Below are 7,009 nucleotides of genomic sequence, written 5' to 3' on the forward strand. Positions count from 1 at the left end.
GTTCCGGTGGATGGCCAATCCTTACCGGCTCGGGACTTGCACCCGGTGGGCCGCAACAAGGAGTTTCCGATTTGCTTATCCGTTCGCTATCTTCCTCTCCTTCCAGGCTTTGCCTGGCGCAACCGAACGATGATCAAGGCATCCACTTCTACCCTGGCCCGAAAGGAGCCTATTTCGGGTCACCCAGATATCCAATGAAACAAGTGTATGAATAATGGGCCTGCCGTCATTAGCATGAACAGCAAGGCAAATGCCAGAAGCATTTTGGTATTCATTGATATGAGCCTCTGCGGAATCGCCAAGACCGCAACTGCAAGAACGGCAATCATAAAAAAACCAGCCGGAGTGTCAGCGTCGCTCAGGATGCGTGGCGGGACTCCAAGTCGCCCCCACGCCCTCGCGACGTGACAACCTTTTGGCCCGGGCTCGTCCCGCTCCGCCACGCGCTGCGCCCCAAGGGGCACGCTCGGGCTGCGCACCGGTCCTACGCGAATGACTCGACGGCGTCTCGGAGGCGCTTGCATATCGCCTTCGCGGCTTCGGGACTCCGCCCCTTCGCCACTCCGCCCGCGCTCTACGCCTACCCGGGACTACCGGCCTTCGCTTCGCTTTCCATGGCCGGCAGCGGATGAAGTACTCAGCAAAGCCAGAGCTGATCCAGCGCAAGGCATGCTGGCGACGACTGAGACTGAGCAGGATGCATCTATGCGCCTAGTGGTAGGATCCAGTCGACGAAATCTATCGAGGCGGCCAGATGTCTTTAGGCTGATGAGTCAGGCGCTTCCTTCATCGGTCTGCGGCGCAATCTGCTCCGAATAATATATGCCTGCTTGAGCAATGAAGATCTGAACAATGTTACATGTTGGACAACGCGTTGGTCCGTGCTCCAACTGATCTGATCTTGATTTGCATTGGTATAAAACTCGACCGACTTAACGCGCTTTAGCGAAAACTCCCGTTCCAATGCCAGGTAGAGTAACAGGCGCCCTGGAGAATATTGAGATAGTGCTTCATCGTAAGTTGTCTTGAGGATAATTAGCATTTCCGAACTCAGAATGCATAATCGTGAAGCAATCATGCGCTCTTTAAGATAAAGCTCGTAGATTGATGCCTGTCCCCTTGAGGCGAAGTTCTCCATCAATGTGGCATAAAACTGTCCCTGTGCATTCGTCGCATGCAAAGCGGTACCTTGATCGCCTTTCCACCCTCTCGACTCCAATTCTCCATATCGACCAACGACTTCCTGCATCTTGTCTGCCGCCTCATGGCATTCTATTCGAAGAGATGATGCGTCTTGTTCAACGCGCCGCAAATAGCGGCGAACATTGTGCTTCAAGTTTCTAGAGCGCGATGACCAATAGTTTTCAAAGCCGTCTTTCAGCGTGACCGATATCGTTAATGCATGCTGGTCATAGGTGACGGGCAAATTGTTGTCGCCAGGAGAAATGACCGCATGGAGCGGATCCTGACATTGCAATTCAATGGTTAGAGGGAAACCTCCCAGTGATCCGAAGAGTGATTGAAGATGCGCGACATTGTCCAGCAAAACCGGGACAATCTGAGCCTGCGAGGGAGCGAAAAGACTCCAAATGCCCGCGCGTCTTGGAGCCAAAATCAACAGCCCATCGATGACGCCATCGCTCGAATGAATACAAAGCCGTTCGTTACCCGTCGCAAAGAATTTGAGCATGGGCTCAACAAATCGGCTGTCGAAAAAGGGCTGGCGGCCATAGAGTGTGTCATTCAGCCGGTCCCAGTCATCACGATAGGCACCAAGATTTCCAGCCAAGAGGACGATGTCCCAACTCATTCTCAGGCGCCTTGTTGAAATGCGTTTAGCGTCTCTTTAACCGCCCGGGTCAGCCACTCGATCTCATCGTCTTCAAGTGCCTGATGACAGGGTAATTGAAGCAATCCGTGACGATAGCGTTTGGATACAGCGCAATCCGTAACCGCCATATCTTCCCAGCGCCACAGTGGCACGCCTTGCGTTTTCAAGGCACGGAAAACGGCGTCAGGATTTCTTTCAATAAGAAGTGGGAACACATAGGGGACCGTCTCATGATCGAGCCTCGGAAACAATGGTCGACATCCCGACATGCCTGACAGCCCAGTAAGCCAGCGTTGATAAAATTGCCGTCGCTTGACAACGATGAGCTCCAGCGCCGCGCCGTTCAGGATCCGTCGCGAAATCCAGGTGCTGGCCAGACGCCTGCGATGCGGAACCAGCCATTTCAGGCCCGTATCATAGGTGTCTGTCGACTCGTCCAAATCGTGATGGTCTGGCCAGGCTAGGCCATCCATGATCGGGCCGCTCGACGGATTCGCCGGCCGGCGGCGCGGTCGCCGCCGGAGCAGGCTTTGAGCGCCATGAACCAATGCTCGGATCTCAGTTTTCAGAGGCTGACGATGCAAGCGCGGCGCAGCACCCACGACCGGGGCATTGTCCAGTAGGATACCGCCATCCTCGATCGGGAAAAATTTGCGTGGACTGGCGAAGGAGAAGCGACCGATCCGGCCCAGCAGTCGCCCATCGGCTCGCCCGAAGAAGGCATGCGCGCAGTCCTCAATCAGTGAAATCGAATGTGCCTGACAAAACCGCTCGATCGGGACAACCGGCTGTGGAAACCCAAAGTAGTGGGGTAAAACCATGGCCTTGACGGGAAACTGGCTGGAAGCCACTAGACCCTCAGCTAGGTCTAGCCGCAGCGTTAAATCCTCGTTAACTGGCACGAAGAGCACGCGTGCACCCAGCAGATCGGCCGGCTCGACCAGCGACCGACAGTGGTAGGCAGGCATCAGCACGGCCGACTCTGCATCGACACCCAGGGCTTCCAGCGCGAACAGCAACGCATAACGCCCCTGCGTAAAGTTGGTCGCCTCACCGAGAAAGGAACTGGCCCCCGATTTTCCGCCCAACCAATGCGCGGCGGACAGCGGCGGTAGCATCGGCACGCTTGGTTTTGGAAAACCATCGCCAGTGGCCAACTGGGGGTAGTAGCGAATGACCGACATGGCAACCTGAGATGGTAAACGATGAGAATTGGATGCTGGCGACTCGTTTGGCGCTCCTTTACACTGAGCGCCAAAACACTTTAGCCGCATCCGAGGCCCCTACGCAACGCATGAACACCTTCGATCAGGTCAAGACGATTTTCTCTCAAGCCCTGCAACTCGGCAGTCGCGGCGTGAGCCTTGATACCGCGTCTCCCCTGCTCGGCGCGATCCCCGAGCTTGACTCCATGGCCGTGGTCAATGTCATCACGGCCTTGGAGGAGCACTTTGGGTTTTACGTCGAGGACGACGAGATCAGCGCCGACACCTTCGAGACACTCGGCAGCCTCGTCGATTTCGTCAGCAAGAAGGTTAACGATTCGGCATGACCACAGCCGATGTCGACATCGCACCCTTCTTTCTCGCCGGCGGGTCCGGTGCGCTCTTTTGCATTCATCTGACGCCGCGGGCTGGATCGGTACGCGGCCAAGTCCTGTATTTGCATCCCTTCGCCGAGGAGATGCACAAGTCCCGGCGCATGGCAGCCTTGCAGTCGCGACGACTGGCGGCGGCCGGCTACGCGGTGCTACAACTGGACCTGACCGGCTGCGGCGACAGTTGGGGCGATTTCGGCGATGCCCGCTGGAAACGCTGGGTCGACGATGCACTGTGCGCCTTCGCGTGGATGCGCGAAAACAACGGTGCTATCCCCCTTCTCCTCTGGGGTTTGCGGCTAGGCGCGACCCTCGCCGTCGACGTATCGGCTCGGTTACCCGAAGCCGAAGGTGTGATGCTGTGGCACCCAGTAACCAACGGCGACCTGTTTCTCAATCAGTTTCTACGCATCAAGCTTGCCAGCGAGATGTTGACCGAGGGCCGCGCGCAAACCGGCACGCGCCAGTTGCGCGAGCAACTCAAGGGCGGCGAGCCCGTCGAAGTCGGCGGCTATCTCCTCGCCTCGGAACTGGCCGAGGCCATCGCCCCACTCCGTCTGGACACCATGACACCGCCCAGCCGAGCCGCCTGGATCGATGTCGTCGCCCATCCACAGAGCCCAGCCTCACCCGCCAATCAGAAAGTGATGCAGACTTGGATCGATTGCGGATGTACTCTGCATGCAAGCCGCGTCGGGGGGGAATCCTTCTGGGTCACCCAGGAAATCACCGAGTGCCCCGCGTTGCTGGAGACGACGCTAGACATCATGGATCGACTCCTGCCATGACGTATTCAGAATCGCCGATCGTGTTCGACTGTAAGGGTGACCGCTTGGTCGGCGTGATTGCAACACCCGACGCATGCCCAATCCCAACCGGTGTTCTGATTGTCGTCGGCGGTCCGCAGTATCGCGCTGGGAGCCATCGCCAATTCACCCTGTTGGCGCGCGATCTGGCGCAGGCCGGAATTGCCAGTCTGCGCTTCGATTATCGCGGAATGGGTGATAGCGAGGGCGAATCTCGGACCTTTGAGGCAATCGATTCCGATATCACTGTAGCAATCGATGAACTGTTTGCTCATGTGCCCACTTTAAGTTCCGTCGCGATCTGGGGACTCTGTGATGCCGCGTCCGCCGCACTTATCTACAGTCATCAAGATTCGCGCGTGACCAGCCTGATCCTCTTGAATCCCTGGGTTCATACGGAGACGTCGGGCGCTCAGGCGCGACTGAAGTACTATTATCTCCGGCGCCTACTAGAGCCATCTTTGTGGAGGAAATTGGTGTCGGGTGAATTTCGAGTTGGCGCATCCGTTCGCGATTTTCTCGATGCTCTGCGTGCGACGCTCGCGCAGACGCGATGGAGCACTCGGCGACTGACCCGGGATCCTATGGCCATGCAAGCCAGTCAATCGTTAGGTACCCATAGTCCCCAGCCAACCGCATCGGATTTCATCTGGAGAATGCTGTTTGGGCTGTCTCATTTTCAGGGACAGACCTTATTGATGCTCAGCGGCAACGATTTGACAGCAAGCGAGTTCACCCTATTAACCGACATCCATCCTGGCTGGCGTGCCATCTTCCGATCCAGACGCATCACCCGTCGAATCATTCAGGAAGCCAATCATACGTTTTCGAGCCGGGAATGGAGAGACGTCGCTTCAACGCTCACGGTTGATTTTTTAGCCCACGGGGTGCAATCACGATGAGATGGTCAATCGTCATGTTTTGTTTATTCAGCACGATGGCACAAGCCGGTCGAGTTGAAAGTGTCAGTGAACTGCTTAGGCTGCCAGCGTATTGTCGGGGAACTCAGCAAATTCGGGATATCAGCCAGGATCCAACGCCAATTGATGTCTATATCAAGAAGTATGGATGGGCCTATTCTCATTTGCATCACTATTGCTGGGCCTTGAATGAAGAAAATAGGATTTCAATTGCAAGACCACCAGATGGCAAATTCTGGCTTGGTGAAGCGATAAAAGATATCGACTACGTTCTAAACCAAAACCGTAATCCAAAATTCATCTTTTTACCCGAGATGTATACGACAAAGGCCCGGATCTTATTCAAGCTAGACAAGCCACTGGATGCGGTCCTATGGCTGAAGAAGGCCATTGAGGCCAATCCGCGTTATGTCCCGGCTTATTCTCGTCTTAGTGATTACTATCTCGATCAGGGCAATACAGCCGAGGCGATCAAAATTCTTGAGCAGGGCATTTCTCGGAGTCAACAATCGGCGATATTACAGCGCAAACTTAGAGAACTGCGGACAGATAGTCCATCGACAGACAAACCGGATAGGGGATCGCCGTGACTATAACATGATTGATACCACCCTTAAGTCTTTAAAAAATTGAAGGTTTTTTCTGGAGGAGATGATGAAGCCTGACCACGCTATCTTGGATCTCCCGGTGACGCGCTATACCGCCGATAGTCGTCTTCAGCATCCAGCGCAGATGATCCGCGACATGTTCCACGATCTCGTCGCCGGTCGTGAATTGGCCTGGCGCTTGGCCGTGCGCGACATCCGCGCCCAATACCGTCAAGCCTTCCTGGGCTTTCTCTGGGTGTTCATTCTACCGCTCGCCAATACCATCACCTGGATCTTTCTCAGCGGTACGGGAATCGTCGCCGTTGGCGAAACCGCGCTCCCTTATCCAGTCTACGTCTTTACCGGCACCATGCTCTGGGCCATCTTCATGGACGCCCTCAATGCCCCCTTGCAGCAGACCACCGCCGCTAAATCCATGCTGGCCAAACTCAATTTCCCGCGTGAGGCGCTCATCGTCTCAGGGGTTTACCAGACCCTGTTCAACGCCGTGATCAAAATTATCCTTCTGATCGGCGCGCTGATGTTGCTTGGCATCATGCCCGGCTGGAGTATCCTGCTTTTTCCGCTCGGTATCCTCTCTATCATCCTGGTCGGCACCGCCATCGGACTGATGCTGACCCCTGTCGGCATGCTCTATACCGACATCGGCCGTGGTCTCCCGCTGGTGATGCAGTTTCTCATGTACGTCACGCCCGTCGTCTTCCCGATGCCCAAAGACGGCATCGCCGCGACCCTCTTTACCCTCAACCCGCTCTCGCCCCTCATCCTCACGACCCGCGACTGGCTCACTGGCCTGCCGCCTGAGTATTTGGGCTATTTCATCGCGGTCAATCTGCTAGCCTTTCTGCTCCTGCTGGCGGTCTGGATCGTCTATCGGCTGGCCATGCCGATCCTCATCGAGCGCATGAGCGCCTGATAGAGCGGCAACATCGCATCACTGTGATGACACGAAACGCCGGCCGTGCCCCAAACATCCACCATGATCCATCGCGACCCCACCCACGGGGTGCGGATTGGTGGTACGTTGACCTCCTGCTCGAATTTCAATCCAGCATCGATCCCTGGATGGCGGTGCGTATCCAAACGGATCTCGGGCTCCTGTATCAAGGCGCCAACCGATCAAGGATCTCCCACCTTCCTGTACACGCAATCCCCAAACCCCCAAACCGGGATTGCGATCCCGCCCCGAATCGAGAAGAATAACCGCAACACACCGCCCCCTACAACCGCAACACACCGCCCCCTAC

Annotated in this window: 8 protein-coding genes and 1 pseudogene; 7 read left to right on the top strand and 2 right to left on the bottom strand. The window is 56.1% G+C overall.

Annotation, left to right across the window (positions count from 1 at the left end; all coding sequences use genetic code 11):
- On the top strand, nt 1-198 hold a 198-nt coding region (locus CKO23_RS25340), incomplete at its 5' end, for a hypothetical protein (protein ID WP_207168672.1).
- A 562-nt stretch (nt 199-760) separates the two neighbouring features.
- Here CKO23_RS25340 and CKO23_RS23325 read toward each other — a convergent pair.
- A complete protein-coding gene (locus CKO23_RS23325; protein WP_200335709.1) occupies nt 761-1,810 on the bottom strand; it encodes a GNAT family N-acetyltransferase in 1,050 nt (349 codons plus the stop codon).
- 2 nt (nt 1,811-1,812) lie between these two features.
- A complete protein-coding gene (locus CKO23_RS23330) occupies nt 1,813-3,015 on the bottom strand; it encodes a DegT/DnrJ/EryC1/StrS family aminotransferase (RefSeq protein ID WP_200335710.1) in 1,203 nt (400 codons plus the stop codon).
- A gap of 32 nt (nt 3,016-3,047) precedes the next feature.
- Between CKO23_RS23330 and CKO23_RS23335 the strand changes: the two genes are divergently transcribed.
- From CKO23_RS23335 to CKO23_RS27045, 6 genes and pseudogenes are all read left to right on the top strand, one after another.
- Nucleotides 3,048-3,383 (top strand): acyl carrier protein, encoded by a 336-nt coding sequence (locus CKO23_RS23335; protein ID WP_346014676.1) that lies wholly within the window; start codon nt 3,048-3,050, stop codon nt 3,381-3,383.
- Nucleotides 3,380-4,216, top strand: coding sequence for a hydrolase 2, exosortase A system-associated (locus CKO23_RS23340; protein ID WP_200335711.1), 837 nt, complete (start codon nt 3,380-3,382; stop codon nt 4,214-4,216). The genes CKO23_RS23335 and CKO23_RS23340 overlap by 4 nt, the downstream gene beginning before the upstream one ends.
- The gene (locus tag CKO23_RS23345) at nt 4,213-5,136 is read left to right on the top strand and encodes a hydrolase 1, exosortase A system-associated (protein WP_200335712.1); all 924 of its coding nucleotides are present in this window, start codon (nt 4,213-4,215) and stop codon (nt 5,134-5,136) included. Before CKO23_RS23340 ends, CKO23_RS23345 begins: the two co-directional genes overlap by 4 nt.
- Nucleotides 5,137-5,150: 14 nt before the next feature.
- Nucleotides 5,151-5,744, top strand: a complete 594-nt coding sequence (locus CKO23_RS23350; protein WP_200335714.1) for a tetratricopeptide repeat protein — start codon at nt 5,151-5,153, stop codon at nt 5,742-5,744.
- 64 nt (nt 5,745-5,808) lie between these two features.
- Nucleotides 5,809-6,678: an ABC transporter permease gene (locus tag CKO23_RS23355; RefSeq protein ID WP_200335716.1), complete on the top strand. Its 870-nt coding sequence runs from the start codon at nt 5,809-5,811 to the stop codon at nt 6,676-6,678.
- Between the two features lie 89 nt (nt 6,679-6,767).
- Nucleotides 6,768-6,884 (top strand): annotated as a pseudogene (locus CKO23_RS27045) (Rpn family recombination-promoting nuclease/putative transposase); the annotation flags it as partial.
- Between the last annotated feature and the right edge of the window lie 125 nt (nt 6,885-7,009).

Origin of the sequence: Thiocystis violacea, assembly GCF_016583565.1 — a bacterium.
Lineage (GTDB): Bacteria > Pseudomonadota > Gammaproteobacteria > Chromatiales > Chromatiaceae > Thiorhodococcus > Thiorhodococcus violaceus_A.